Raw genomic sequence first — 23,098 nt, 5'->3', positions numbered from 1 at the left:
GTTATTCCGGGGTTCGTTTCCGGCGGCTGAAATGATTACGGTTCTGCATCGGTTCGCTGCCCGGCGGCGAGCTGCCGGTAATGAGCGAGCGCGTGAAGCCGCAGGGCCGATGACAGGTTGAGGTCCCCCCGGCTCGAATCGACTTCGACGACGAGGGCGGAAACCGGCTGGCCTTGTAGCGCAGCGATCTCCTTCAGCGCTTCCCAGAATTCGTCTTCCAGCGAGATGCTGGTGCGGTGGCCGGCGATGCTGAGAGAGCGCTTGCGCTCCGCGCTCATGCCGGCTCCGGGTCCCTGTCGTCGCGGGAGGACTTCCGCGTTTCTCCGAAGCGCTGAAGTTCCCTAGCCCTTTGCTTTATCGCATTTTCTTCACGCGAACCGGCCTCCGCTTCGCTGGAAAATGCTCTCGTGAGCCTGTGCCCGTCGATGTGGCGGGCGGCCTTGTCGCGCTCGGCGTTGGTGAGGATGCGCTCGGCCTTGGTCCGGCCGAAGCTGATGCGGTTCTGCTCGGCCGTCTTATCCGCCTCCGCGCGCTCTTTCTGCTTGCGGGCGCGGCGGAGGTTGATGATCTCGGCCATCGTTGCGGCTCCGTCAGCGCGGGCCGAGCATCTGCTCGGGCTTGACCGTCTTATCGAAGAGATCGGCGTCGACACCGGCCTTGAGCGCTTCCTCGCGCAGCGTCGTGCCGTTGTGATGCGCGGACTTGGCGATGTTCGCGGCCTTGTCGTAGCCGATCGCCGGGGCGAGCGCCGTCACCAGCATGAGCGAGCGCGACAGCAGCTCCTTCAGCTGCGCCTCATTGGCCTCGATGCCCTCGACGCAATTGACGCGGAAGCTCTCGGCCGCATCGGCCAGCAGACGGACCGACTGCAGGAAGGCGGCAGCGATCACCGGCTTGAAGACGTTGAGCTCGAAATGGCCCTGGCTCGCGGCGAAGCCGATCGTCGCCTGGTTGCCGTGGACCTGGGTGGCGACCATGGTCAGCGCCTCGGCCTGGGTCGGGTTGACTTTGCCGGGCATGATCGAGGATCCCGGCTCGTTCTCCGGCAGGCTGATTTCGCCGAGGCCCGAACGCGGGCCCGAGCCCATCAGGCGGATGTCGTTGGCGATCTTGAACAGGTCGGACGCGAGCGCCGCCAGCGCGCCATGGGCGGCGGCGAGCGCGCCGTGGCTCGCCAGAGCCTCGAATTTGTTCTCGGCCGTGCGGAAGGGCAGGCCGGTCAGCGTCGCGACCTCCTTGGCGAAGAGCACGGCGAAATCGGGATGGGTGTTGATGCCGGTTCCGACGGCCGTGCCGCCCTGCGCCAGCGCATAGAGCCCGCCGAGCGCAGCCTCGATCCGGCCGATGCCGAGATGGATTTGCATCGCATAGCCGGAGAATTCCTGGCCGAGCGTGACGGGCGTGGCGTCCTGCAGATGGGTACGGCCGATCTTGACGAGATGCTTGAAGGCATCGGCCTTGGCGTTGAGCGCCTTTTCGAGATTGCGCAGGGCCGGGAGCAGCTTGCGGGTGATCTCGAGGACAGCCGCAATATGCATCGCGGTCGGGAAGGAATCGTTCGAGGACTGGCCGCGATTGACGTGGTCGTTGGGGTGGACCGGGCTCTTGGCGCCGAGACCGGCACCGAGCAGTTCGTTCGCGCGGTTCGCCAGCACCTCATTGGCATTCATGTTGGACTGGGTGCCCGAGCCGGTTTGCCAGATCACCAGCGGAAAATGCCCGTCGAATTTCCCGGCGAGCGCTTCGTCGGCCGCCTGGCCGATGGCGCCGGCAACGCGCTGGTCGAGCAGGCCGAGCCGAGAGTTGACGTGAGCGGCCGCCTTCTTGACCAGCACGAGGGCATGAACCAGCGGCAGCGGCATGCGCTCGCGCTCGCCGCCGATCCGGAAATTCTCCAGAGAGCGCTGCGTCTGTGCGCCCCAATACCGGTCCGCGGGCACAGCGATGGGGCCGAAGGAATCGGTTTCGGTGCGCGTCTCGGTCATGGAAGGTCCGTCAGGTCTTCTTGCGGAAGGAATCGAGGCTCACGACTTCGGCACCGCTCTTGCCGTCGTCTTCGGTTTCGTTGGCCGGTGCATCGCTGCTCTTGTCCGTGTCCTCTGCCGCCGACGCTCGCGTCTTCAGCGCTGGTACACCGGCGGGCATGGACTTGGTGGGAACGGGCGCGGGGGCCACAACCGACTCGGACTGCGGTGCGCCACTTTCCTCCGGATCCCCCTGCGTCTCGAACTTCAGGCCGAACTGCACGGAGGGGTCGAAGAAGGTCGTTATTGCATCGAATGGGATGAGAAGCCGCTCCGGCACGCCGGAGAATGACAGGCCGACCTCGAAGGCGTGGTCGCTGACGCTGAGGTCCCAGAACTGATGCTGAAGGACGATCGTCATCTCGTCGGGGTGCTTCTCGCGCAGGCGCTGCGACAAACGCACACCGGGCGCTCCCGTCCGAAAGGTGACGTAGAAATGATGCTCGCCCGGCAGCCCGTCCCGCGCAGCCTCCGTCAGGATCTTGCGGACGACGCCCTTCAGCGCTTCCTGCACCATCAGATCGTAACGAAGAACATCTTTGGACATAGGGTATGTTTTTCCGCTTGCTGCTCCGGCGGGAACAGCCGGCAGGCCAGAATGAAAGTGGAGGCTTCTGTTGCCAGGCGCCTCCGGGCCCCGCCTTACGCGGCTAAACGCAAGGGCTTTGGTTTGGGAACCAGCACCGCTTACGCGGCGACAGCAACCCGAGCATTGTTGTCGTTGGCAACTATGCTTTGGCCCGATAACGGCGGAACCATGCCGAGCAAAAGGACAACTTTTACACCCTCGTCGATCCTATTTCGCCCCCGCCAAAACCCTGAAAGATCAGGGCTTTGGTGGAGGCGCCGGGTACCGCCCCCGGGTCCGAAAGGCTTATTCCGAAATCCGTTTATCGCCATAGCCGCTCTTGCGAGTGGCACTCACGAATATAGGCGCTGCAACGGCGCGGGGAAAGAGTGCTGAGCCGATTTCGACAGGTAATGCAGCATTCGCGCCTCAATCGAGAATGCGACCATTTCTAATGTCGATGTCGAGGATCATCTCGTCGTCGTTGGCGTCGCGGCCGGCAATCTCCCAGCGGTCGTCACCCCGGGTGATCTCCTCGACATGGACGAGGCCGGCGTTCCAGGCGATGTTCCGGGCCTCGCTCTCCGAAACGGTGATTTCCGCTTCACAGGCATGGGCGGCCGGCAGTGCAAAACCATTGAGCGCGAGCGCGATCAGCAAGCCGGCTCCGGTGGTCTTCATCCACATCAACGTATCCCCACGAATCAGGCTGCGATGAGCGACCCGGATTGAGGCGGGTTTGCGGATGCGGGTATTCACAGGTGGTCGCAATGGCGTGAGTCCTCGCCCGCCTCGGCCCGCCATTGCAGGAGGCCGAGGCGGGGGCCGCGCGGAGGAGTGGTCTGCGCGACAGCATGGCTATGCCGTACGTGGAAATGCCTGCCTCCTGAGGCGCGGAACAGGCGACGACTGGTTTGCGCCATAGTTCCGGCCGTCGGCTGGCAGGAGTGCGTGCAAAGGCTGGGGATGTCTGCCGCGGCGAGGGGGGCCAAGGCGCGCCAGAGCCGCTATGTTCCTGTGCCTCCAGAGAGTCGCCATGCGCCAGTACCATGACCTGCTTCAACGTGTTCTGACCGAGGGCGTCCGCAAGGACGACCGCACCGGCACCGGCACGCTCGCCGTCTTCGGCCATCAGATGCGTTTCGACCTGTCGGAGGGGTTTCCGCTGGTCACGACCAAGAAGCTGCATCTGAAATCGATCATCCATGAGCTGATCTGGTTCCTGCGCGGCGACACCAATGTGCGCTACCTGCAGGAGAACGGCGTTACGATCTGGGACGAGTGGGCCGATGCGAATGGCGATCTCGGGCCGGTCTACGGCAGGCAATGGCGTTCCTGGGCGGCCCCGGACGGGCAGGTGATCGACCAGATGGCCTGGGTGGTGAACGAGATCCGCCGCAATCCGGATTCGCGCCGCCTCATCGTCTCGGCCTGGAACCCCGCCGACATTCCGAAGATGGCGCTGGCGCCCTGCCATTGCCTGTTCCAGTTCTTCGTCCAGCCTTCCGAAGACGGGCGCGGCAAGCTGTCCTGCCAGCTCTACCAGCGCTCGGCCGACGTCTTCCTGGGCGTGCCGTTCAACGTCGCGAGCTATGCGCTGCTGACCCATATGGTAGCGCAGGTGACCGGGCTGGGCGTCGGCGAGTTCGTCCATTCCTTCGGCGATACTCACCTCTATGTGAATCATCTCGATCAGGCCCGGCTGCAGCTTTCGCGCGAGCCGCGCGCGCTGCCGAAGCTCTCGCTCAATCCGGCCGTGACGCGGCTGGAGGATTTCCAGTTCGGGGACGTCGCGATCTCGGACTACGACCCCCACCCCTCCATCAAGGCGCCGATCGCAGTATGACTCTCAACATTCGCTCCGTCCGCCCCGGCGAGGCCGGGCTCGTGCTCGCCTTCATCAAGGAACTGGCCGAATACGAGAAATTGCTCCACGAGGTGGTCGCGACCGAGGCGGAGATCGCTGAGGCGCTGTTCGGCGCGAATCCGAAGGTCTTCTGCGACATCGCCGAATGGAATGGCGAGCCGGTCGGCTTCGCCGTCTGGTTCTATACCTATTCTACCTTCGCCGGCCGCCACGGCATCTGGCTGGAAGACCTCTACGTTCGGCCGGACCAGCGCGGGCGCGGCATCGGTAAGGGATTGATCGCGGGCTTGGCGCGTCGCTGCGTCGCGGAAGATCTGCCTCGCCTCGCCTGGTGGGTGCTGAACTGGAACGAGCCGTCGCGCGTTTTCTACCGTTCGATCGGCGCCAAGGCGCAGGACGAGTGGACGGTGAAGCGGCTGGAGGGCGAGGCGCTCAGGAGATTGGGCGCGGAGGATTGAAGCATGGAGAAGCGCCCGATCGTGCTGATCGCGGCCGTCGCCGACAATGGCGTGATCGGCGACGACAATCGCCTGATCTGGCGGCTCAAGCGAGATCTGCAGCGGTTTCGCAGCCTGACGATGGGTCGCCCCGTGCTGATGGGGCGCAAGACCTTCCTATCCATCGGCAAGCCCCTCCCGGGGCGCGAGATCATCGTGTTGACCCGCGATGAGGGCTTCGCGCCCGATGGCGTCAGAGTCGCGCATTCGCTCGACGAGGCGCTGGCGATGGGGCAGGCGGTGGCCGCGGCGAGCGATGCGGATTCCGTCACGGTCGCCGGTGGCGCCGAGGTCTATCGGCAGGCACTGCCCTTCGCGGATCGGCTGGAGCTGACGCTCGTCCATGCCAAGCCGGCGGGCGACGCGCTTTTCCCGGATTGGGAGCCTGGCGCCTTCGACGCGGGAGCAAAGGAACGTCACCACGTCGATGCCGACAACGAGTATCCTTATACCTTCGTCACCTACCGCAGGCGCGGCTGATCGCCGCTTTCCATTCACGATGAATGGCTTGCGCCGTTGACGAATCCGTGGCCCATGACCAACTCAGCCCAGCGTCTTCAGCCGAAGACGCTGACAAGCGGCCGCTATTCGCCTATGGCTCGGCCGACAGAACGGAAGGGATCGGCTCGGGGATGCCTTGGAGCAATCAGAGCGGCGGTGGCAGCGGCGGGGGTGGACCCTGGGGCCAGCGCGGAGGTAGCGGTGGCGGCGGCCCATGGGGGGGCGGCTCAGGCGGAGGCAACGGCAATCCGCCCGATCTCGAGGAAATCCTGCGGCGTAGCCAGGATCGGCTGAAGAACCTGATACCGGGCGGCAATATCGGCGGGCGCGGGCTCGTGCTCGGTCTTCTGTTGCTTGTGCTGATCTGGCTCGGATCCGGCGTATATTTCGTGCGGCCCAACGAGGTCGGCCTCAACGTCGTGTTCGGACGCTTCGTCGGCAAGACGGGCGAGGGCGCCAACTGGAACTGGCCCTATCCGATCGGCAGCGTGATCAAGCCGCAGGTGACGAACGTCATCACGACCGAGGTCGGCTTCCGCACGGTCGAATCGGTGCGCACCTCGCGCCAGACCGACGTGATCGAGGAAAGCCTGATGCTCACCGGCGATGAGAACATCGTCGACATCGATTTCATCGTGCAATGGCAGATCGATCCGGCCGCGCCCGAGAACTACGTCTTCAACATCCAGGATCCGCCGGGCACGGTGAAGGCCGTGGCCGAGAGCGCGATGCGCGAGATCATCGGCCGCCGCAACATTCAGCCGGTGCTGACCACCGATCGCGGTGCGATCGAGACCGAGGTGCGCCAGCTGATGCAGGAGACGCTCAACAGCTACAATGCCGGCGTGCAGATTCGCCTCGTCCAGCTCCAGAAGGTCGACCCGCCGCAGCAGGTCATCGACGCCTTCCGCGACGTCCAGGCGGCGCGCGCCGACCAGGAACGCCTGCGCAACGAGGCGCAGACCTACGCCAACCGCGTGGTGCCTGAGGCGCGCGGCCGCGCTGCCCAGCTCGTGCAGTCGGCCGAGGCCTTCAAGGAGCAGACCGTGGCGGAAGCGCGCGGCCAGGCCAGCCGTTTCAACGCGGTCTACGAACAGTACAAGAATGCTCCGGGGGTGACGCGCGAGCGGCTCTTCCTGGAGACGATGGAACGCGTGATGGGCGGGACTGACAAGATCATCCTCGACAACCCCGCCGGCGGCCAGGGCGTGGTGCCCTACCTGCCGCTCGACCAGCTCAATGCGGGCCGACAGGTCCAGGGCTCCCGTCTGCAGGGAGGGGCCAACCGATGAACGGCTCCTTCCTTCGCGCGGCCCTGCTGGTCGTCGTCGCCGCCGTCGCCGTCGTGCTTTATGCCTGCACCTTCGTGGTCTCGCAGACGCAGTCGGCTATCGTGCTCCGTCTCGGCGCCGTCCGCGCCGTCAAGACCGCGCCCGGCCTCTACTTCAAGTGGTTCGCGCCGATCGAGACGGTGACGCTGCTCGATAATCGCATCCTCGATCTCGACCTGCCGGCGCAGGAAATCATCGCCTCGGACCAGAAGCGTCTCGTGGTGGATGCCTTCTCGCGCTATCGCATCTCCGATCCGCTGCGCTTCTACCAGGCGGTCAACAACATCCCCCGTGCGAACTCGCAGCTCGCTTCGATCGTGAACGGCAATGTCCGCTCGGTGCTGGCGGAGGCGACCTTCACCGCCGTGGTGCGGACCGAGCGCTCGCGGCTGATGAACCGCATCCGCGACGACGTGAACCGTGAAGCCGCGCGCTTCGGCATGACGGTGGTCGATGTCCGGCTGCGGCGTGTCGACCTGCCGGCGGCAAACTCTGCGGCGGTGTTCCAGCGGATGCAGACGGAACGTCAGCGCGAGGCCGCGGAAGCCCGCGCGCTCGGCGGCCAGCAGTCGCAGGAGATCAAGGCGCGGGCCGACCGGGACGCCACCGTCATCGTCGCCGAGGCTCAACAGAACTCGGACGTGATCCGGGGCGAGGGCGAGGCCGAACGCAACAAGGTCTTCGCCGAAGTCTTCGGCAAGGATCCGGAGTTCTTCTCCTTCTACCGCTCGATGCAGGCCTATGAAGCCAGCATCAAGCCTGGAGATACCCGGATGGTGCTGACGCCGGATTCGCCGTTCTTCCGTTACTTCAACGGACCGAACGCGCAGCGTCAGGATAGTCAGGCCGGAGCCTCCGCGACGCCTGCTGCACCTGCCGCGCCCGCGACGGCCCGGCCCTGATCATGGCGAGCGACGCGAATGCTTGATTTCATCGCGGCGCTCGGCCTGGTCTTCGCTATCGAGGGCATCCTTTTCGCCGCGATCCCGCATCTGGCGAAGGATGCCCTCCGGAGCGCGGCGGAAACCCCGCCGGACCGGATGCGGGTCATCGGCCTCGGCTCGGCGGTGCTGGGCGTGTTCCTGGTATGGTTCGCGCGCGGTAGCTGGTAGAATGAGGGTGCAGGGCACATGATCGTGTTCAATGACATGATCGTGCGTCGCCCTTCCGCCGCATTTTGGAGTTCAATCAACGGGCGCGCCTGCCTGGATCGATCGGCCCGCATCTTTCCGACATGAGGATTCATATGGCATCGAAATCCGTTCCCGCAGTCCGGTCCGCCCGCATCGCTCTTGCTGCCGGCGTCGCTGGCCTGGCGTTGTTGGCGTCGCCGGTTCTGACGCCGGGGCACGCGCAGGCCAACACTCCGCTGCTGCAAGGGCAAACTTCCCTTGCCGATCTCGTCGACAAGGTCATGCCGGCAGTGGTCAACATCTCGGCGGTGACCACCAACGACCAGAAGGGCCGCAACCTGCCGCAGCTGCCGCAGCTCGGTCCGGACACACCCTTTGGCGACCTGTTCGAGGAATTCTTCAACCGCCGCAACCAGCAGGGCGAGCGCCAGGCGCCGCAGCAGCGCCGCTCGCAATCGGCCGGTTCCGGTTTCGTGGTCGATCCGTCCGGCATCGTCGTCACCAACAACCACGTCATCGGTGATGCCAACGAGATCACGGTGATCTTCAACGACGGACTCAGGCTCAAGGCCGAGGTCATCGGCAAGGATACCAAGGTCGACCTCGCCGTGCTCCGCGTGAAGCACGACAAGCCGCTGCCGGCCGTCAAGTTCGGCGATTCCGACAAGATGCGGATCGGCGATCCGGTGATGGCGATCGGCAACCCGTTCGGCCTCGGCGGCTCGGTCTCCTCGGGCATCGTGTCCGCCCGCAACCGCGACATCAGCCAGGGGCCGTACGACACCTATATCCAGACCGACGCGGCCATCAACAAGGGCAACTCGGGCGGCCCGCTGTTCAACATGGCGGGCGAGGTGATCGGCATCAACACGGCGATCCTGTCGCCGACCGGCGGTTCGGTCGGTATCGGTTTCGCGGTGCCCTCGACGCTGGCGACCAACGTCGTCGATCAGCTCAAGGAGTTCGGCGAGACGCGGCGCGGCTGGCTTGGCGTGCGCATCCAGACTGTCGATGACGCCACCGCCGAAGCCCTCGGCCTGGGCACGGCGCGCGGCGCGCTCGTCGCCGGCGTCGACGACAAGGGCCCAGCCAAGCCCGCCGGGATCGAGACCGGCGACGTCATCGTCAAGTTCGATGGCAAGGACGTGAAGGATTCGCGCGATCTGCCGCGCATCGTCGCGGCGACGCCGGTCGGAAAGGATGTGCCGATCACGGTGATCCGCAAGGGCAAGGAAGAGGTCAAGACGGTCAAGCTCGGCCGCCTCGAGGATGGCGAGAAGGTCCAGGTGGCGTCGGCGAACAAGCCGGCCGCCGAGGCGCCGAAGCCCGCGGTGACGAGCGCGCTCGGCCTGGAGCTCTCGGCGCAGACCGACGAGCTGCGGAAGCGCTACTCGATCAAGGACGGCCTCAAGGGTGTGCTCATCACCAAGGTGGACGCCAACTCGAATGCCGCCGACAAGCGCATCCTCGTCGGCGAGCTGATCGTCGAGGTCGGTCAGGAGCCGGTGAACGCTCCGCAGGACGTGACCAAGCGGCTCGACGCGCTGAAGAAGGAGGGCAAGAAGTCGGCCCTTCTGCTGGTCTCGAACGGGCAGGGTGAGGTCCGCTTCGTCGCCGTCTCGATGAACTGAGATTCCGCGTCGGCAATCTTGGCCGGCGCTGCGATCGACCATCTCGAAAGGAGCCCTTCACGGGGCTCCTTTTTTGTTGACACAAGGCTGGTTGACAGATCGATGGGTTGTATTATTCATCCATAGGTTGTTTTACGCAGCCTGGATGCGGCGCATGTCCGATCAGCAGCCACCGGCAGAAAATCCAGCGCCGTCGCCGGAGCCGCCGTCCGGCGGCAGGGTAAACGCAGCCAAAGCATTTCTGGACAAGGTCGCCATCTGGGACCGCATCAAGAGGCTCGCCTCCACGCCGGTGAACCTCATGGGCATCGGCCTGTTCGCGGGCGTCATCGTCATCTGGCAGTATCTGAGTTTTCGAGCGGAAGAGCCGATTACTGCCGAGTCGATCGCCGCTTCGTGGAACAACAGTATCGCCAAGCTGGGGATCATTCCGGTCTTTCCGCCGGAGGAAGATCTCCATGTCGGCGATGTCTGGGCCGTGATCGAAGATGTCGATGAAAGCCAGGCGATTTTAGGCAAGGCGGTCAGAATTGCACATATTAGCCTCCGCGAAGACCTGAAGCGGGAGGCAAATCTGAAGCGACCGACATTCAGCGCGACAGCCGAGCTGGAGAGCGGCAAGAAGATCAGAAAGCAAAGCAACTACGAGATCGATGCCGGAGACGTCGGTGATAAAATCAAGCTGTCTCTGGCGCTGTTTCCGGGCATTACGATCAACAAAGCGGTCAAGTCTTCGAGCCTTATCGATAATGTCGGCTTGAATTTCGGCCTCTCCAGCGGTCGCAACGACACTGAAGAAATCAAGATCCCGGTGTCGGAGACATATGGCGTTTCTGCAGGGACTGCGGCGGCCCGTCTCGATATCTGGTGCAAGGATCCTGCGACGCAGCTCTATTGCAGAGACGATTTTCTTCGGCGTGTCATGGCGTTCGCCGTCAACGAACGCGTTCTCGCCACGAAGGATGGAGCCTACACGGCCAAGATTCAGCTCAGGTTGGTCAACCGCGTCTTCATGACCCGCGAGATCGAGCATCGCAGGAGCCGTGACTTCGCGCTCAGCGCAGCCGCCCGCGCGGCGACTTCGACTGCCGAGGCCGAGCCGGCGGGAGCCGGAGCTACACCCCCGAGCGAAGCGCGTATCAAAGGCCTGGAGGATCGCGTCTCGGCGCTGCTGGGCGGTGCGCCAGGGGGAACTTACAGCCGGGCCGATAGCAACGAGGTCGCCCTCAAGCAGCTTCTGGAGCGGCCGGTGGTGTTCGGCTTCAGGGCCGTTTCGACATCAATCGTGCCGTCAATACCCGGGGAGGGACGGAGATGATGATACGCCTTGTGTCCATCGCGTTGTTGACGATCTCTGCCGGCTCGATGGCCATCGCGGAGGACAAGCCGGCTACCCCACGGCCCTGCGAGCCCTATCCGGAATGCGTGCTGTCATCGTCGAAACTTGTCCCGGCGGCGCCCAATAGCGGCACGCGCACGCAACAGCAGCCGGGGATCGCAGCCGACAAGGGGCTGACCGTTCAGGGCCTATCTCCGCTCGATCGAAGCACATTCCGTGTCCCCTCGCTCGGCAAGGGTGGCATTCCATAATCGTGAGGCCGAGGTGGATCGCGGCTGCGAGCGTGGCCCTGGCTGCGCTGTTCATGCCGTGATTGCAGACCGGCGGCGAGGGAAGCGCGCTGGCGCGGCATGTCGGAACATGGCTAGAGCTTCGCGACGCGGCCCCGGAAATCCGGGTGCGCCGGGAGAGGCCAGATGAAGATCAGCGAAATCCCCTTCGTCACCACCGACTGGTCGACGATCCCGCCTGAGCACCATGCCGGCGACAGCGGCGAAGCGATCTGGCGCGTCCAGTATTTCGGACCGGAGGAGAACCGCATCCGCGTCCGCATGGTCGAGTACTCGCCCGGCTATGTCGCCGATCACTGGTGCTCCAAGGGCCACATCATCCTGTGCCTGGAGGGCGAGATGGAGACCACGCTCGCGGATGGGCGCGTGATGCCGCTCAAAGCCGGCATGAGCTATCAGGTCGCCGACGGCGCCGAAGCCCATCGCTCGGCGACAACGACCGGGGCGAAGCTCTTCATCGTCGACTGAGCAGGCTTTTCGGGGAGAAGCAGCCCGGGTCTTTGCTTCGCTTCACCCGGGAAGGGACGCGCTTGCCGCTCCTGGCTCAGACCCGGACGATCTCGCTTCCGGTATAGCCCTGGGCGTAGAGCAGGGCGGTGAGGTCGGCGTGGTCGAGCCTGGCGTCGGCGGCCGCGGCGACGGCCGGCTTGGCGCGGAAGGCTGCACCCAGCCCGGCTTCACCGAGCATGGCCAGGTCATTGGCGCCGTCGCCGACGGCCAGCGTCGCTTCCGTTGACAGTCCGAACCGTGCACGCAGCTCGATGAGGGCATCGAGCTTGGCCTGCTTGCCGAGGATGGGATCTGCGACCTCGCCGCGCAGGATGCCGTCATCGGCCAGCAGCGTGTTGGAGCGATGCTCGTCGAAGCCGATCGTCGCGCTGATCGGGCCGGTGAATACCGTGAAGCCGCCCGAGACGAGTGCGGCATAGGCGCCGTTGGCGCGCATGGTATGGACGAGTTCTCGTCCGCCGGGCGTCAGGGTGATGCGGTCGCGGATGATCTCGTCGACGACCGAGAGCGGCACGCCCTTGAGCAGCGCGACGCGCTCTCGCAGCGCGGGCTCGAACTCGATCTCGCCGCGCATCGCCCGTTCGGTGATCGCCGCGACATGCTCCTTGAGGCCGACGACGGCCGCGAGCTCGTCGATGCATTCCTGCCCGATCATGGTCGAATCCATATCGGCGAGGAACAGTGCCTTGCGGCGCGCCGCGGCCGGCTGGACGATGACGTCGATCGCAGCGCCCTCCAGCGCCGTACGGATATCAGCTTCGAGCTTGCGCGCATCGGCAGCTTCCGCGAAGAGATCGGCGGCGATCATGGGGTCGAGCGCAGCGGTGCGGACCACTCCCGGAACGGTGCGGGTGAGGCGGGCGAGAAGCGCATCGCCGACCAGCGCCTGGCCGTGGGCGGATACGAGTGTGGCGACAAGCATGCGAGGACCGGTGGGACAGGCGGAAAGACAGCTCAGGGCGGTGCTCATCGCAGGTCCGACCGCCAGCGGCAAGTCCGCGCTGGCGATCGAGATCGCGCGCCGCACCGGGGGAACCGTCGTCAACGCCGATTCCATGCAGGTCTATGGCGATCTGCGGATCCTGACCGCCCGGCCGAGCGAGGCGGAGGAAGCCATGGCGCCGCACCGTCTTTACGGCCATGTCGACGGCGCCGTGAATTATTCGGCGATGCGCTATGCCGAGGATCTGGCGACGCTGCTGGCGGATTTGCAGAGGCAGCGCTCGCTGCCGATCCTGGTCGGCGGCACCGGCCTCTATTTCAAGGCGGTGACCGAGGGGTTCTCGGCCATGCCGGCGGTTCCCGAGAGTGTGCGGACCGCCTTTCGCGCCCATGCCGATGGACTCGATACGGCGGCGCTCCATGCCGAGCTGGCGGCCTGCGATCCGCTGATGGGGGAGCGATTACGGCCGACCGACCGCATGCGGATCATGCGGGCGCTCGAAATCTTCCGCGCGACCGGGCGCTCGCTGGCAAGCTTCCAGGGCGGGCGAGAGCAAGGACCGCTCGGCGAGGAGGGGCTGCTGCGGCTTTTCCTCCATCCCGAGCGCGAAGCCGTGCGCCAGCAGATCGACCGGCGTTTCGAGACGATGATCGCGGCCGGCGCGCTCGACGAGGTCGAGCGGCTGAAAGGGCGCGGGCTCGATCCGCTGCTACCGATCATGCGCGCCCATGGCGTGCCCGGGCTGATCGCCCATCTCGACGGCGAGATCACGCTGGACGAGGCGATCCGGCGTGGGCAGGCTGATACGCGCGCCTATGCCAAGCGGCAGGTGACATGGTTCCGGCATCAGATGGCGGGGTGGCGCGCGGTCGTGCCGGACGAGGCGCTCGACGTTGCCCTGGAAGCTCTCGCTAGCTGATCAGGCGGCGGCCGCCACGGCATCAGGCGGCGCGGCGAGGCCGAGGCGATTGCGGCCTTCGTTCTTGGCGCGGTAGAGCGCCTGATCCGCCCGCGCGGTCAGCGAGGCGAGCCCTTCGCCGGCGTGAAGCGAGGCGATGCCGAGGCTTGCCGTGACGTGCAGTGCCAGGGTCTCGGAAACCGGCATGGAGCGGTTCAGCAGAGCATCCTGAATCTGGCGCGCACTCGAAGCCGCGGCCGATAGGTTGCAATCCCTCAGCAGGATGCCGAACTCCTCGCCGCCGAAACGCCCGACGAGATTGCGCTCGTTGCGAAACTGCCCGAGCAGAAGATCGGCGAAGGCGCGGATCACGGCATCGCCAGCCGGATGGCCGTAGCTGTCGTTGACCAGCTTGAAATGATCGAGGTCGACGATGATCAGCGACATCTCGGACCCGTCCATCTCGCTCGCCGCGATGGCCGCGTTGGCCTTCTCGGTGAAGGAGCGGCGGTTGAGCAGCGCCGTGAGCGGATCGGTTTCGGCCAGGCGTCTGAGCTCGCGCTCGCGCTCCTCGCGCTGGCCGATCTCCTCGGACAGCGCCCGCCGCGTCGCCCGTTCGCGGCCGATCTCCAGCGCGAGCGTGGCGGCGCGCAGTTGCAGCGTCTGGTTGGCGACGGTGAGGTCGGTGATGTCGGTGAGGGTCAGCAGCAGGCCGTCCCCCAGCGGGGCGATGGCGATGCGCAGCCAGAGCGTCTTGCCCTGCTGCGTGAAGGACGTCTCCAGCGTATCGGCGCGCTGGAGCTCAACCGCGTAGACGCAGCGTTGCCAGATCGACGGGTCGGAGAGGAAGGGCAGGCTCTCGCGCCCGTCGGTGTCGAGGAGATCGGTGTCGGGGCGCCCGCTGAGCTCGGCCGCGCGGCGATTGGCGGTGACAACGACAGCTTGCTCGATGCCGCCAAGGTCGTCCCGGATCGCGCGCAGCGCCACAATGCCGCTCGGTGAGGTGTCGAGCACGGCGTTGAGCAAATCCTCGCGGAACTGCAGCGGCCGCCCGAAGGCGAGCACGAAGCGGCGACCGTCCCGGGCGATCGTCGGCAGCAACAGTCGCTCCCAGAGCGCGACGCGCACCGTACTACTCGAGCGATGCACGGTGTAGAGCGGCCGGTCTTCGGCCAGAGCCTGGTCAAGGCTGTCGATAGTAAAGCGCGCGACCTGCGGGCGCATGCCCGAGACGCACTGCCCTAGGCGGGTGGCGCCGGAATAGCGCACGATCTCGCGCCCGAAATGCAGCCAGCGATAGTCGCCGTCTCCCGCGGGCTCGAGGATCATCAGATCTTCGCCGAAAAGGGGCAGGATTTCCGCCGCGAACTCCTCATAGGCGACCGGGGCGCCCTCGCGCTCATGCAACGCGAAGCGGCGCAGGATCTTGGCGATCTGCGGCGCATGGCTGCGCGCCGCGATGTTCTCGCTGTGGACTTCGTAGTACATGTCCGTCCCGGTTTGAGCGCGCGGATACTACGAAGGACGGATTGAGAAATCGTTCCGTAGCGTCACCGGATTTTCGCGAGTGCCGCAGACCCGCCGGTAACCATGTTGTTGACGCTTGACCGAGAGGGCGCTCTCCGCTAGCGTTCGCGCAACTTCTGCCAAGGACCATGAGCGCGATGCGCAAGCTTATTATCGTAGAGGTGCGCTGGTAGGGGCCGGTTTCACAACCGGGCGTCCCCGACGCCAGCGCACGCCCAGGCCCCTCCGAGGGCCTTTTTTATTGCCTGAATTCCCAGACCAGAAGATCAGCCTCAGGAGAGCGTAATGAGCGAGATGATGACCGGCGCCGAGATGGTCGTCCGCGCGCTTCAGGACCAGGGTGTCGAGCACCTGTTCGGTTATCCCGGCGGCGCCGTACTCCCGATCTACGACGCCATCTTCCAGCAGGACAAGGTCAAGCATGTCCTCGTCCGGCACGAGCAGGGCGCGGTCCATGCCGCCGAGGGCTATGCCCGCTCCGGCCCTGGCAAGGTGGGCTGCGTGCTCGTCACCTCCGGCCCCGGCGCGACCAACGCCGTCACCGGCCTGACCGATGCGCTGCTCGACTCGATCCCGCTCGTCGTCATTACCGGCCAGGTTCCGACGCATCTGATCGGCTCCGACGCCTTCCAGGAATGCGATACCGTCGGCATCACCCGCTCCTGCACCAAGCACAATTATCTGGTGAAGAGCATCCACGATCTGCCGCGGGTGCTGCACGAGGCCTTCTATGTCGCGGCGAACGGCCGCCCGGGCCCGGTCGTCATCGACATCCCGAAGGACATCCAGTTCGCGACCGGCACCTATAGCCGCCCGCGCGACAACCAGCACAAGACCTACCGCCCGGTGGTCAAGGGCGACCTCGCCAAGATCAAGGCGGCGGTCGAACTGATCGCCGGCGCGAAGAAGCCGGTCTTCTATACGGGCGGCGGCGTGATCAATTCCGGGCCGCACGCTTCGGCGCTGCTGCGCGAGCTGGCGCGGCTGACAGGCTATCCGGTCACCTCGACGCTGATGGGGCTCGGCGCTTTCCCGGCGGCGGACAAGCAGTGGCTCGGGATGCTCGGCATGCACGGCACCTACGAGGCCAATCTGGCGATGCATGATTGCGACGTCATGATCAATATCGGCGCGCGCTTCGACGACCGCATCACCGGGCGGATCGACGGCTTCTCGCCGCGCTCGAAGAAGATCCATATCGACATCGACCCGTCCTCGATCAACAAGACGGTCAAGGCCGATATCGGCATCGTCGGCGATTGCGCCCATGTCCTCGAAGACATGGTCCGGATCTGGCGCGAGAGCAGCCCGCAGATCGACAAGACGGCGCTCGCCACCTGGTGGACGCAGATCGAAGGCTGGCGCGGCCGCAAAAGCCTCGCCTACAAGCAGTCCGATACGATCATCAAGCCGCAATACGCGCTGGAGCGGCTCCATGCGCTGACCAAGGATCGCGACACCTACATCACGACCGAGGTCGGCCAGCACCAGATGTGGGCGGCGCAGTATCTGCATTTCCAGGAGCCGAACCGCTGGATGACTTCGGGCGGGCTTGGCACGATGGGCTACGGCCTGCCGGCGGCGATCGGCGTGCAGATGAAGCATCCCAAGGCGCTGGTCATCGATGTCGCGGGAGAGGCCTCGATCCTGATGAACATGCAGGAGATGTCGACCGCGGTGCAGTACCGGCTGCCGGTCAAGATCTTCATCCTCAACAACGAGTATATGGGCATGGTGCGCCAGTGGCAGGAGCTGCTGCATGGCGGGCGCTATTCGGAGAGCTATTCGCAGTCCCTGCCGGACTTCGTGAAGCTCGCCGAGGCCTATGGCGGCCACGGCATCCGCTGCGACGATCCCGCAAAGCTCGACGCCGCGATCATGGAGATGATCGAGACGCCCGGCCCGGTGATCTTCGACTGCCACGTCGCCAAGGAAGAGAACTGCTTCCCGATGATCCCGTCGGGCAAGGCGCATAACGAGATGATCCTGCCCGATTTCGAAGGCGATACCGGCCAGATCATCGACGCCAAGGGCAAGCAGCTCGTTTGACGAAGCATCGTCATGCTCGGGCTTGACCCGAGCATCTCAGGCGGAGCGAGGCGCCGGCCGGCGCCCTTCCGTCAGGAGGTTTTCGGGTCGAAGCCCTGCTTCGCCCGAGAATGACGGCAGCGGTCCGAGAAGGAAAACACCATGGCCACCATCGGTCTGATCGGCGGGATGAGCTGGGAGTCGACCGCGGTCTACTACCGGCTGCTCAACGAGGGCGTGCGGGCGCGCGCTGGCGGGCTGCACTCGGCCGACGTATTGCTGCATTCGGTCGATTTCGCTGGCATCGCCGAGATGCAGGCGCAGGGCGATTGGGCAGCTGCGGGCGCGGCGCTGGCCGAGAGCGCGCGCCGGCTGGAACGCGCCGGCGCCTCCTGCCTCGTGCTCTGCACCAACACCATGCATAAGGTGGCCGACCGGATCACGGGCGCGACCAAGCTGCCCTTCCTGCATCTGGCGGATGTGACGGCGCGGGCGATCCGCGCCACACCGTCCCGCCAGCCGCTGCTGCTGGCGACGCGCTTCACCATGGAGCAGAACTTCTATCGCGACCGGCTGAAGGCTTTCGGTGTCGAGTCGCTGGTGCCGCAGCCGCAGGAACGCGACGAGGTTCACCGCATCATCTATGAAGAGCTGTGCCGCGGCCGTGTCGAGGCGGCCTCGCGCGAGCGCTATCGTGCCATCGTCGAGCGGGCGGTGCGAGAGGAGGGCGCCGACGGCGTGATCCTCGGCTGCACCGAGATCACGCTCCTGGTCTCGCAGGCGGATTTTCCGGTTCCGGTTTTCGACACCACCGCGCTGCATGTCGCGGCGGCGCTTGATTTCGTCGGCGAAGCCGAGAGCGTGGCCGCATGAAGCTGCTGATCGGCAACAAATGCTATTCGTCATGGTCCCTGAGAGCCTGGCTGCTGATGCGCGCCAAGGGGATAGCCTTCACCGAAAAGCTGATCCCGCTCGACGAGCCCGGCTTCAAGGAAGCGATCTTCGCTGAGGCTCGCGGCAGCGGCGGCACCGTGCCGACGCTGGTCGATGGCGATGTCGCCGTCTGGGAGACGCTGGCCATATGCGAATATCTGCACGACAGGCATCCTGAGGCCGGGATCTGGCCGCGCGAACCGAAAGCCCGCGCTCATGCGCGCGCCATCTCGAGCGAGATGCATGCCGGCTTCACGGCGCTGCGCGGTGCCTGCCCGATGAATCTCGGCAAGCGCTTCCCGGCCCGCGACCTCGGGCCGGGCGTTGCCCGCGACGTCGAGCGCATCACCGCGCTGTGGCGGCAGGCGCGCGAGCGCTTCGGCGGAGAAGGCCCGTTCCTCTATGGCGCGTTCTCGGCGGCGGATGCGATGTACGCTCCGGTCGTCACCCGCCTCGACACCTACGCCATCGCCGTCGATCCGGCCTCGCAGGACTATATGCGGGCGGTGCTCGCGCTACCGGCCTATCGTGAATGGCTTGCCGCTGCGCTCGACGAGCCCTGGATCGTCGAGCAGGACGAGGTGGACGAACCCGCCCTCGTCGATCTCCGCCAATCCTGAGCCTTCCTCTCAGCCCATCTTTCGCTCCAACCCGCCTACAGGTCCGTCATGTCGAAGCCCGCCACCCACTATCCGAACGCCCCGAAGTCCCAGCCGGTCGCGCGCCACACTTTGGCGGTGATCGTCGACAACGAACCGGGCGTTCTTGCCCGCATCGCCGGGCTATTCTCTGGACGCGGCTACAATATCGAGAGCCTCACCGTCTCCGAAACCGAGCATGAGAAGCATCTCTCGCGCATCACGGTCGTGACTTCCGGCACCGCCAGCGTCATCGACCAGATCAAGGCGCATCTCGACCGGCTCGTCCCGGTTCACCGCGTCGTCGACCTGACCGAGCAGGGCGAGGCGCTGGAGCGCGAGCTCGCCCTGGTCAAGGTCGTCGGCAAGGGCGAGTACCGGGTCGAGGCGATGCGGCTGGCGTCAGCCTTCGGCGCACGCACCCTCGACGCTTCGCTGACCTCCTTCGTCTTCGAGCTGACCGGCTCGACCGAGGAGATCGAGCGCTTCATCAAGATGATGACGGTGGTCGGCCTTACGGAAGTCTCCCGCACCGGCATCGCCGCGATGAGCCGCGGCCCAGAGGCGATGTGAGCATGGCGCTGACGCCAGAGGTGCTCAGCCTGGTCGCGCTGGGGCTCGGCCTCGTCGGTTTTGCCTGCCTTGCCGGGCCGGTGCTGATGCGCCTGTTCGGCCGGGCGCCGGCCGAACCGCTAGGCAGCGGCAAGAGCCTGCGCTCGCCGCTGTGGTGGGCGGGGTTTATCCTGACGATCGCCGCGATCTTCCTGCAGCGGATGGCGAGCCAGCAGGGCGGCTGAGTTTCAGCCGCTGAAGCCGCCCTCGTCGAGGAAAGCTCTCTCCGGTGCCGTGGTCGCGCGCCCGAGCACCGGGTTGCGATGGGGGAAGCGTCCGAAATCGCGGATGATGTCGCGATGAACCTCGGCGTATTTCACGCCCTCGGGATCCTCGGCGGCGGCGCAGAGCGCGATGCAGCGCTCCTGATCCGCCAGCTCTTCGGAGTGCATGAAAGGCATGTAGAAGAAGCGCTTCTCGGGTGCCTCGTAGGCGTCGTCGAAGCCGCGCGCGATGGCGCGCTCCGCAATGGCGAGCGCCTGCTGGTCGGTGGCGAAGGCGCGCGGGCTGTTGCGGAACATGTTGCGCGGGAACTGATCGAGCAAGATCACCAGTGCATAGACACCTTCGGGCGTCGCCTCCCAGGTGCCGAGCTTTCCGGCCGCTGCAGCCTCATGAACGGGCAGGAAGCGCCGGATGATCTCGGCATCGAAGGCATCGTCCTTGGCGAACCAATTTTCGGGACCGGCCTCGCGCCAGAATGCGACGATATCGGCGGCGTTGGGCAGGCTCATGCAAGGCTCCGTTCTTCAGGCGATCGAGCTCCAGAGATAATTCTTCCACGGCCCGCCGCCAGTCCTGAAAAACGCTTGCCCACGGGCAGCGGCTGCGCTAGAGGACTGAACCGTAACGTACGGTACTGGATTTTTCCGAGACCATGACGCAGGCTCAGGCAGAGACGCAAGGCGAGGCGCTGACCGCGCGCCAGCAGGCCGTGCTCGACGCCGTGCTGAGCCTGATGGTCGAGAAGGGCAGCGGGCTCACGATGACCGCGGTGGCGCGGCGCGCCAGCTGCTCCAAGGAAACGCTCTACAAGTGGTTCGGCGACCGCGACGGTCTGCTGACCGCGACGGTGCAATGGCAGGCCTCGAAGGTGAGGGCAGGCAATTACGACCGGCAGAATCTCGACGCCGGCACCCTGCGCGAGAGCCTGAAGGGCTTCGCTGCGAACTGGCTCGACGTGATTTCAAGCCCGACCTCGATCGCGCTCAACCGCGTCGCCGTCAGCCAGGCGGCGTCCCGCGACGGCAATCTCGGCTCGATCGTGCTGGCGAACGGCCGCTTCGCCATCGGCGAGCGGCTGAAGCCGGTGCTCGATGCCGGCCGGGAGGCGGGCCTCATCGCCTTCGATGATACCGAGACGGCTTTCCGCACTTTCTTCGGCCTCGCGGGCCGCGACGTCCAGATCCGGCTGCTGCTCGGCGATACGCTGACCCTGAGCAGGGCCGAAATCGCGCGCGATGCGGAGCGCGCGACCGAGCAGTTTCTCACCCTCTACGGCGCGGCACAGAACGATCCGGGCCGGAAGACGAACAACGCGTGACAAAGGAGACACCCATGCGCGTCTATTACGATCGTGATGCCGACATCAACCTGATCAAGGGCAAGAAGGTCTGCATCGTCGGCTATGGCTCGCAGGGCCATGCCCATGCGCTGAACCTGCGCGATTCCGGCGTCAAGGATATCATCATCGCGCTCAAGGCCGGTTCGGCCACGCGCAAGAAGGCCGAGGATGCCGGCTTCAAGGTGATGACGCCGGCCGAGGCCGCCAAGGTGTCGGACATCATGATGATGCTGACCCCGGACGAGTTGCAGGGCGACATCTATCGCGACGAGCTGCACGCGAACATGAAGGAGGGCGCCGCTCTCCTGTTCGCGCACGGCCTCAATGTGCATTTCAACCTGATCGAGCCGCGCAAGGACCTCGACGTGCTGATGGTCGCCCCGAAGGGCCCCGGCCACACCGTGCGCTCGGAGTATCAGCGCGGCGGCGGCGTGCCGACCCTGATCGCGATCCATCAGGACGCGACCGGCAACGCCCATGACCTCGGCCTCTCCTACGCCTCGGCCAATGGCGGCGGCCGCGCCGGCATCATCGAGACCACCTTCAAGGAAGAGTGCGAGACCGATCTCTTCGGCGAGCAGGTCGTGCTCTGCGGCGGCCTGGTCGAGCTGATCAAGGCTGGCTACGAGACGCTGACCGAGGCGGGCTATGCTCCCGAGATGGCCTATTTCGAGTGCCTCCACGAAGTGAAGCTGATCGTCGACCTCATCTATGAGGGCGGCATCGCCAACATGAACTACTCGATCTCGAACACCGCAGAGTACGGCGAGTACGTCACCGGCCCGCGGATCATCACGGCCGAGACCAAGGCCGAGATGAAGCGCGTCCTCACCGACATCCAGTCGGGCAAGTTCACCCGCGACTGGATGCTCGAGAACAAGGTCAACCAGACCTCGTTCAAGGCGACCCGCGCCCGCTATGCCGCCCATCCGATCGAGGAAGTCGGCGCCAAGCTCCGCGACATGATGCCGTGGATCAAGGCCAAGGCCCTGGTCGACAAGACCAAGAACTGAGCCTGGCTTGAGAGATTGATTCAAACGGTTGCGGGATCGATTCTGGTTTCCCTCGTAACCGATTGATATCGAAGGTCTTTGATCATTTGCGGGCGGCGGTCGAAAGGCCGCCGCCCGCTCCGTTTGGGTGGTTCAGGAACACCATGGGCCGACAGGCGTTTCCCTTGTGGTGCGCGGCCGAAAGGCCGGCGAAACACCAAGGAGACGGACATGCCTGTCGATGCCCGGCCCAGAGTGCCCGTGCAGGATCTGGAAAAGCTGCGTGGCGGCGACCCGTTGGCGCCGCTGCGGGCCGACGATCACAGCGATGCCGACCCGGCGGTGGAGACGCCCGTCGAGGCGCGGCAGGGTTTCCTGGGGCGGCCGGTGCTGGTCGTGCTGATAGCGGGGCTCGCCTTGGCCGTGATCGCGTGGATCGCGGTCGAACTGCTCGTCTACTGAGTTTCTTGCTTAAGACGGATCGTGTTTGCCTGCTGCCTGGGGAGGCTGCGATGGAACTCTTGCGGATTCTCGAAGCGCCCATTGTCATCCGGATTGTGCTGGCGCTGTCTCTGGCGATGATGCTGGCGATCGTTCTCGGCCTGCTTTAGCTGAGGTCGCCGGGATCGATGCCGTGATTGGCGAAGGCCTCCGGCGCAGGGCGCCGGAGGCCTTTCGTCGATCAGAAGGTGACCTTGTCCTTGATCTCGGCCTCGACGTTTGAGGGCAGGGTCCCGCGTTTCACCAGATCGGCGAAATCCTTGAATTTCGCTTTGCTCCGCTCCTCGATGATCTTCTTGGAACGGGCCTCGCCGATGCCCTTGAGGGTGTCGAGCTCGGTGGCGGTGGCCGTGTTGATATTGATCTTCTTGGTCTGGGTGGCAGCGGGCTGGGCGGCAGCAGGTGTCGCCGGCTTGGTCGCAGGGGCCGCCTGCGTTGCCGGGGCGGCGGGCGCCGTGACAGGCGCGGCTGGCTTCGCGGCGGGGGCTGGCTGCGTCGCGGTCTGGGCGAAAGCCTGGCCGCCCATGGCGGCAAGGGCGACGAGGGGAAGCAAGAAACGGGACATCGTCATGGCAGGGACCTCGTTGGGTCGGCCCGGATCGTCGCATCCGACGGGGGCCGGGTCCCGCCGCCAGACGACGCTGGCGGCTTGGAGCCGTTCAGCGTGCCGCGCCGCGCTCGCCGAGATGGTGGCGTGCCGCGATGCGACGACGTGAATAGGCGCTTTTCGAATTGAACCGATGCCGAATGCCGCGTTCACCCGGCAGTCAG

The 23,098-nt window shown here is 65.5% G+C and carries 27 protein-coding genes, 1 other RNA gene and 1 pseudogene; 19 read left to right on the top strand and 10 right to left on the bottom strand.

Translation table 11 applies throughout. The annotated features are described in order from the left end of the window. Positions 1-35: 35 nt before the first annotated feature. The 6 genes and pseudogenes from AC1DE3_RS02115 to AC1DE3_RS02090 form a co-directional block, all read right to left on the bottom strand. The gene (locus AC1DE3_RS02115; RefSeq protein ID WP_476779114.1) at positions 36-278 is read right to left on the bottom strand and encodes a ribbon-helix-helix domain-containing protein; all 243 of its coding nucleotides are present in this window, start codon (positions 276-278) and stop codon (positions 36-38) included. A 125-nt stretch (positions 279-403) separates the two neighbouring features. Next, positions 404-577, bottom strand: a pseudogene (locus tag AC1DE3_RS02110) (DUF4169 family protein); the annotation flags it as partial. A 13-nt stretch (positions 578-590) separates the two neighbouring features. Beyond that, a complete protein-coding gene (gene fumC / locus AC1DE3_RS02105; protein WP_476779115.1) occupies positions 591-1,985 on the bottom strand; it encodes a class II fumarate hydratase in 1,395 nt (464 codons plus the stop codon). Positions 1,986-1,995: 10 nt separating this feature from the next. Beyond that, a complete protein-coding gene (locus AC1DE3_RS02100; protein WP_476779116.1) occupies positions 1,996-2,571 on the bottom strand; it encodes an SspB family protein in 576 nt (191 codons plus the stop codon). A 56-nt stretch (positions 2,572-2,627) separates the two neighbouring features. Then, positions 2,628-2,983, bottom strand: a transfer-messenger RNA (tmRNA) gene (ssrA, locus tag AC1DE3_RS02095). Positions 2,984-3,021: 38 nt separating this feature from the next. Beyond that, positions 3,022-3,279 (bottom strand): hypothetical protein, encoded by a 258-nt coding sequence (locus AC1DE3_RS02090; RefSeq protein ID WP_476779117.1) that lies wholly within the window; start codon positions 3,277-3,279, stop codon positions 3,022-3,024. A 349-nt stretch (positions 3,280-3,628) separates the two neighbouring features. Between AC1DE3_RS02090 and AC1DE3_RS02085 the strand changes: the two genes are divergently transcribed. From AC1DE3_RS02085 to AC1DE3_RS02040, 10 genes are all read left to right on the top strand, one after another. Beyond that, positions 3,629-4,438, top strand: coding sequence for a thymidylate synthase (locus AC1DE3_RS02085; protein ID WP_476779118.1), 810 nt, complete (start codon positions 3,629-3,631; stop codon positions 4,436-4,438). After that, a complete protein-coding gene (locus AC1DE3_RS02080; RefSeq protein ID WP_441513794.1) occupies positions 4,435-4,917 on the top strand; it encodes a GNAT family N-acetyltransferase in 483 nt (160 codons plus the stop codon). The genes AC1DE3_RS02085 and AC1DE3_RS02080 overlap by 4 nt, the downstream gene beginning before the upstream one ends. Before the next feature lie 3 nt (positions 4,918-4,920). Continuing rightward, complete coding sequence (locus AC1DE3_RS02075) at positions 4,921-5,436, top strand: dihydrofolate reductase (protein ID WP_476779120.1); 516 nt, start codon at positions 4,921-4,923, stop codon at positions 5,434-5,436. 152 nt (positions 5,437-5,588) lie between these two features. Next, positions 5,589-6,749: an FtsH protease activity modulator HflK gene (gene hflK, locus AC1DE3_RS02070; protein WP_441513792.1), complete on the top strand. Its 1,161-nt coding sequence runs from the start codon at positions 5,589-5,591 to the stop codon at positions 6,747-6,749. Continuing rightward, on the top strand, positions 6,746-7,690 hold the full coding sequence (gene hflC, locus AC1DE3_RS02065) for a protease modulator HflC (protein WP_441513791.1): 945 nt from the start codon (positions 6,746-6,748) through the stop codon (positions 7,688-7,690). Before hflK ends, hflC begins: the two co-directional genes overlap by 4 nt. An 18-nt stretch (positions 7,691-7,708) precedes the next feature. Continuing rightward, positions 7,709-7,900 carry a DUF2065 domain-containing protein gene (locus AC1DE3_RS02060; protein ID WP_441513790.1) on the top strand — a complete coding sequence of 64 codons (192 nt, stop codon included), beginning with the start codon at positions 7,709-7,711 and terminating at the stop codon, positions 7,898-7,900. 134 nt (positions 7,901-8,034) lie between these two features. After that, entirely contained in the window at positions 8,035-9,552 is a 1,518-nt protein-coding gene (locus AC1DE3_RS02055; protein ID WP_476779121.1) for a DegQ family serine endoprotease, read from the top strand. Between the two features lie 154 nt (positions 9,553-9,706). Beyond that, complete coding sequence (locus AC1DE3_RS02050) at positions 9,707-10,870, top strand: hypothetical protein (protein ID WP_476779122.1); 1,164 nt, start codon at positions 9,707-9,709, stop codon at positions 10,868-10,870. After that, entirely contained in the window at positions 10,867-11,142 is a 276-nt protein-coding gene (locus AC1DE3_RS02045; protein WP_476779123.1) for a hypothetical protein, read from the top strand. The genes AC1DE3_RS02050 and AC1DE3_RS02045 overlap by 4 nt, the downstream gene beginning before the upstream one ends. 165 nt (positions 11,143-11,307) lie before the next feature. After that, positions 11,308-11,649: a DHCW motif cupin fold protein gene (locus AC1DE3_RS02040; protein ID WP_441513786.1), complete on the top strand. Its 342-nt coding sequence runs from the start codon at positions 11,308-11,310 to the stop codon at positions 11,647-11,649. 76 nt (positions 11,650-11,725) lie between these two features. Here AC1DE3_RS02040 and serB read toward each other — a convergent pair whose 3' ends face one another. Next, positions 11,726-12,613 carry a phosphoserine phosphatase SerB gene (gene serB, locus AC1DE3_RS02035; RefSeq protein ID WP_476779124.1) on the bottom strand — a complete coding sequence of 296 codons (888 nt, stop codon included), beginning with the start codon at positions 12,611-12,613 and terminating at the stop codon, positions 11,726-11,728. Here serB and miaA point away from each other — a divergent pair. Beyond that, positions 12,612-13,553, top strand: coding sequence for a tRNA (adenosine(37)-N6)-dimethylallyltransferase MiaA (miaA, locus tag AC1DE3_RS02030; RefSeq protein WP_476779125.1), 942 nt, complete (start codon positions 12,612-12,614; stop codon positions 13,551-13,553). The two genes, serB and miaA, sit on opposite strands and share 2 nt — an antisense overlap. Here miaA and AC1DE3_RS02025 read toward each other — a convergent pair whose 3' ends face one another. Then, positions 13,554-15,020, bottom strand: coding sequence for a GGDEF domain-containing protein (locus AC1DE3_RS02025; RefSeq protein ID WP_476852019.1), 1,467 nt, complete (start codon positions 15,018-15,020; stop codon positions 13,554-13,556). A gap of 324 nt (positions 15,021-15,344) precedes the next feature. Between AC1DE3_RS02025 and AC1DE3_RS02020 the strand changes: the two genes are divergently transcribed. The 5 genes from AC1DE3_RS02020 (at position 15,345) to AC1DE3_RS02000 (ending at position 19,455) form a co-directional block, all read left to right on the top strand. Then, positions 15,345-17,108, top strand: a complete 1,764-nt coding sequence (locus tag AC1DE3_RS02020) for an acetolactate synthase 3 large subunit (protein ID WP_476852018.1) — start codon at positions 15,345-15,347, stop codon at positions 17,106-17,108. 141 nt (positions 17,109-17,249) lie between these two features. Then, positions 17,250-17,960 carry an aspartate/glutamate racemase family protein gene (locus tag AC1DE3_RS02015; RefSeq protein WP_476779128.1) on the top strand — a complete coding sequence of 237 codons (711 nt, stop codon included), beginning with the start codon at positions 17,250-17,252 and terminating at the stop codon, positions 17,958-17,960. Then, a complete protein-coding gene (locus tag AC1DE3_RS02010; protein ID WP_476779129.1) occupies positions 17,957-18,640 on the top strand; it encodes a glutathione S-transferase family protein in 684 nt (227 codons plus the stop codon). Before AC1DE3_RS02015 ends, AC1DE3_RS02010 begins: the two co-directional genes overlap by 4 nt. 48 nt (positions 18,641-18,688) lie before the next feature. Further along, entirely contained in the window at positions 18,689-19,231 is a 543-nt protein-coding gene (gene ilvN, locus AC1DE3_RS02005) for an acetolactate synthase small subunit (protein ID WP_441513779.1), read from the top strand. Between the two features lie 2 nt (positions 19,232-19,233). After that, on the top strand, positions 19,234-19,455 hold the full coding sequence (locus AC1DE3_RS02000) for a hypothetical protein (RefSeq protein WP_476779130.1): 222 nt from the start codon (positions 19,234-19,236) through the stop codon (positions 19,453-19,455). A gap of 3 nt (positions 19,456-19,458) precedes the next feature. Here the strand turns inward: AC1DE3_RS02000 and AC1DE3_RS01995 are convergent, their stop codons facing one another. Further along, positions 19,459-20,004 (bottom strand): DUF924 family protein, encoded by a 546-nt coding sequence (locus AC1DE3_RS01995; RefSeq protein ID WP_476779131.1) that lies wholly within the window; start codon positions 20,002-20,004, stop codon positions 19,459-19,461. Positions 20,005-20,147: 143 nt separating this feature from the next. Here AC1DE3_RS01995 and AC1DE3_RS01990 point away from each other — a divergent pair, with 143 nt between their 5' ends. The 3 genes from AC1DE3_RS01990 to AC1DE3_RS01980 all read left to right on the top strand — a co-directional run bounded on the left by AC1DE3_RS01990 (position 20,148) and on the right by AC1DE3_RS01980 (position 22,288). Next, positions 20,148-20,813 (top strand): TetR/AcrR family transcriptional regulator C-terminal domain-containing protein, encoded by a 666-nt coding sequence (locus AC1DE3_RS01990; RefSeq protein WP_441513776.1) that lies wholly within the window; start codon positions 20,148-20,150, stop codon positions 20,811-20,813. A 14-nt stretch (positions 20,814-20,827) separates the two neighbouring features. Continuing rightward, positions 20,828-21,847: a ketol-acid reductoisomerase gene (ilvC, locus tag AC1DE3_RS01985; RefSeq protein WP_441513775.1), complete on the top strand. Its 1,020-nt coding sequence runs from the start codon at positions 20,828-20,830 to the stop codon at positions 21,845-21,847. Between the two features lie 210 nt (positions 21,848-22,057). Then, positions 22,058-22,288, top strand: coding sequence for a hypothetical protein (locus tag AC1DE3_RS01980; RefSeq protein WP_476779132.1), 231 nt, complete (start codon positions 22,058-22,060; stop codon positions 22,286-22,288). 220 nt (positions 22,289-22,508) lie between these two features. Here the strand turns inward: AC1DE3_RS01980 and AC1DE3_RS01975 are convergent, their stop codons facing one another. Then, positions 22,509-23,087, bottom strand: a complete 579-nt coding sequence (locus tag AC1DE3_RS01975; protein WP_476779133.1) for a ComEA family DNA-binding protein — start codon at positions 23,085-23,087, stop codon at positions 22,509-22,511. Between the last annotated feature and the right edge of the window lie 11 nt (positions 23,088-23,098).

The organism is Allobosea sp. 10L417, from assembly GCF_056395485.1.
Note: the sequence above shows the minus strand (reverse complement) of the source record. Positions and strands in the feature narration are given on the sequence as shown.

Coding starts and splice junctions, on each gene's coding strand:
- AC1DE3_RS02115 (WP_476779114.1), bottom strand. CDS start 278: ATGAGCGCGGAGCGCAAGCGCTCTCTCAGCATCGCCGGCCACCGCACC.
- fumC (WP_476779115.1), bottom strand. CDS start 1,985: ATGACCGAGACGCGCACCGAAACCGATTCCTTCGGCCCCATCGCTGTG.
- AC1DE3_RS02100 (WP_476779116.1), bottom strand. CDS start 2,571: ATGTCCAAAGATGTTCTTCGTTACGATCTGATGGTGCAGGAAGCGCTG.
- AC1DE3_RS02090 (WP_476779117.1), bottom strand. CDS start 3,279: ATGTGGATGAAGACCACCGGAGCCGGCTTGCTGATCGCGCTCGCGCTC.
- AC1DE3_RS02085 (WP_476779118.1), top strand. CDS start 3,629: ATGCGCCAGTACCATGACCTGCTTCAACGTGTTCTGACCGAGGGCGTC.
- AC1DE3_RS02080 (WP_441513794.1), top strand. CDS start 4,435: ATGACTCTCAACATTCGCTCCGTCCGCCCCGGCGAGGCCGGGCTCGTG.
- AC1DE3_RS02075 (WP_476779120.1), top strand. CDS start 4,921: ATGGAGAAGCGCCCGATCGTGCTGATCGCGGCCGTCGCCGACAATGGC.
- hflK (WP_441513792.1), top strand. CDS start 5,589: ATGCCTTGGAGCAATCAGAGCGGCGGTGGCAGCGGCGGGGGTGGACCC.
- hflC (WP_441513791.1), top strand. CDS start 6,746: ATGAACGGCTCCTTCCTTCGCGCGGCCCTGCTGGTCGTCGTCGCCGCC.
- AC1DE3_RS02060 (WP_441513790.1), top strand. CDS start 7,709: ATGCTTGATTTCATCGCGGCGCTCGGCCTGGTCTTCGCTATCGAGGGC.
- AC1DE3_RS02055 (WP_476779121.1), top strand. CDS start 8,035: ATGGCATCGAAATCCGTTCCCGCAGTCCGGTCCGCCCGCATCGCTCTT.
- AC1DE3_RS02050 (WP_476779122.1), top strand. CDS start 9,707: ATGTCCGATCAGCAGCCACCGGCAGAAAATCCAGCGCCGTCGCCGGAG.
- AC1DE3_RS02045 (WP_476779123.1), top strand. CDS start 10,867: ATGATGATACGCCTTGTGTCCATCGCGTTGTTGACGATCTCTGCCGGC.
- AC1DE3_RS02040 (WP_441513786.1), top strand. CDS start 11,308: ATGAAGATCAGCGAAATCCCCTTCGTCACCACCGACTGGTCGACGATC.
- miaA (WP_476779125.1), top strand. CDS start 12,612: ATGCGAGGACCGGTGGGACAGGCGGAAAGACAGCTCAGGGCGGTGCTC.
- serB (WP_476779124.1), bottom strand. CDS start 12,613: ATGCTTGTCGCCACACTCGTATCCGCCCACGGCCAGGCGCTGGTCGGC.
- AC1DE3_RS02025 (WP_476852019.1), bottom strand. CDS start 15,020: ATGTACTACGAAGTCCACAGCGAGAACATCGCGGCGCGCAGCCATGCG.
- AC1DE3_RS02020 (WP_476852018.1), top strand. CDS start 15,345: ATGAGCGAGATGATGACCGGCGCCGAGATGGTCGTCCGCGCGCTTCAG.
- AC1DE3_RS02015 (WP_476779128.1), top strand. CDS start 17,250: ATGGCCACCATCGGTCTGATCGGCGGGATGAGCTGGGAGTCGACCGCG.
- AC1DE3_RS02010 (WP_476779129.1), top strand. CDS start 17,957: ATGAAGCTGCTGATCGGCAACAAATGCTATTCGTCATGGTCCCTGAGA.
- ilvN (WP_441513779.1), top strand. CDS start 18,689: ATGTCGAAGCCCGCCACCCACTATCCGAACGCCCCGAAGTCCCAGCCG.
- AC1DE3_RS02000 (WP_476779130.1), top strand. CDS start 19,234: ATGGCGCTGACGCCAGAGGTGCTCAGCCTGGTCGCGCTGGGGCTCGGC.
- AC1DE3_RS01995 (WP_476779131.1), bottom strand. CDS start 20,004: ATGAGCCTGCCCAACGCCGCCGATATCGTCGCATTCTGGCGCGAGGCC.
- AC1DE3_RS01990 (WP_441513776.1), top strand. CDS start 20,148: ATGACGCAGGCTCAGGCAGAGACGCAAGGCGAGGCGCTGACCGCGCGC.
- ilvC (WP_441513775.1), top strand. CDS start 20,828: ATGCGCGTCTATTACGATCGTGATGCCGACATCAACCTGATCAAGGGC.
- AC1DE3_RS01980 (WP_476779132.1), top strand. CDS start 22,058: ATGCCTGTCGATGCCCGGCCCAGAGTGCCCGTGCAGGATCTGGAAAAG.